The organism is Acidovorax sp. HMWF018, from assembly GCF_003061035.1.
GTDB lineage: Bacteria > Pseudomonadota > Gammaproteobacteria > Burkholderiales > Burkholderiaceae_C > Acidovorax > Acidovorax delafieldii.
Genome location: NZ_QAIM01000631.1, coordinates 15,461 through 17,044 on the forward strand (window position 1 = coordinate 15,461; position 1,584 = coordinate 17,044).

Annotated in this window: 1 protein-coding gene; it reads right to left on the minus strand. The window is 66.5% G+C overall.

The window, feature by feature from the left end:
* Positions 1-1,584, minus strand: a 1,584-nt coding sequence (locus tag DBR23_RS31890; protein WP_233250770.1) for a proline dehydrogenase family protein, incomplete at both ends; no start/stop codon positions are given.

The window sequence follows — 1,584 nt, forward strand, 5'->3', positions numbered from 1 at the left end:
GCCTCCAGCAGGTCGGCGGTGCGCAGCAGGGCGGCAGCGCGCTCGGCGGGCGGCGTGGCGGCCCAGGGGGCTGCGGCGGCCTGCGCGTGGGCCAGGGCCTGGTCTACGTCGGCGGTGGTGGCCTCTTGCACCCGGCCCACCACATCGCTATGGTCAGCAGGATTGCGCACGTGCTGGGTGGTGCCTACGGGCAAGTCAGTAGCCAGCAGGGGCGCTGCCGTCCAGGCGTGGCTTGCCGTGGCTTGCAGGGTGGTGGCCAGCACGGTCAGCGTGTTTTCGTTCGACAAATCCAGCCCGCGCGAGTTGGTGCGGTGCGCGCCATACAGGCCCTGGGGCGTGGCAATGCGGGGGTGGGGCAAGCCCGCAGTGCCTTCTGCCGCAGCTTGCTGGTCTACGACCTGCACGGGGCTGCGTACCAACTCATTCAGTGCAATCGTTTCGTCAGCAATGCGGTTCACAAACGAGGTGTTGGCGCCGTTTTCCAGCAGGCGGCGAACCAGGTAGGCCAGCAGGGTTTCGTGCGTGCCCACGGGGGCGTAGATGCGGCAGGGGCGGCCGAGTTTGCCCGCAGTGATGGCACCCACCACCTGCTCATACAGCGGCTCGCCCATGCCGTGCAGGCACTGGAATTCGTATTGGCCTGCGTAGTAGTTGCTGCCTGCCAGTTGGTAGATGGTGGCCACCGTCTCGGCGTTGTGCGTGGCGAACTGGGGGTACACGGCCTCGGGCGCGGCCAGCAGCTTCTTGGCGCAGGCGATGTACGAAATGTCGGTGTGTACCTTGCGGGTGTAGACGGGGTAGTCCTCCAGGCCATCGACCTGGGCGCGCTTGATTTCGCTGTCCCAGTACGCGCCCTTGACCAGGCGCACCATCAGGCGGCGCTGGGTGCGTCGGGCCAGGTCCACGACATAGTCGATGACGAACGGGCAGCGCTTTTGGTAGGCCTGGATCACAAAACCAATGCCGTTCCAGCCCGCCAGGGTGGGCTCGTGGCACAGGCGCTCCAGCAGGTCCAGCGACAGCTCCAGGCGGTCGGTTTCTTCGGCGTCGATGTTCAGGCCAATGTCGTACTGCTTGGCCAGCGCGGTCAGGCGCAACACCAGCGGGTACAGCTCGTCCATCACCCGGCCAAACTGCGCGCGGCTGTAGCGCGGGTGCAGCGCCGAGAGCTTGATGGAGATGCCGGGGCCTTCGTAGATGCCGCGCCCGGCAGAGGCCTTGCCAATCGCGTGGATGGCCTGCTCGTAAGAGGCGTAGTAGTGCTTGGCGTCTTCGCTGGTCAGCGCGGCCTCACCCAGCATGTCGTACGAATAGCGAAAGCCCTCGGCCTCCATCGTGCGTGCGTTGCGCAGGGCCTCATCAATGGTCTCGCCGGTCACAAATTGCTCGCCCATCATGCGCATGGCCATGTCCACGCCCTTGCGGATCAGCGGCTCGCCGCCCTTGCCGATCAGGCGGCTGAGCGATGCACCAAGTCTGCCTTCGCTGTGCGTGGCCACCAGCTTGCCGGTGATGAGCAGGCCCCAGGTGGCGGCGTTGACGAAGAGCGACGGGCTCTTGCCCAGGTGGGCATCCCACTGGCCG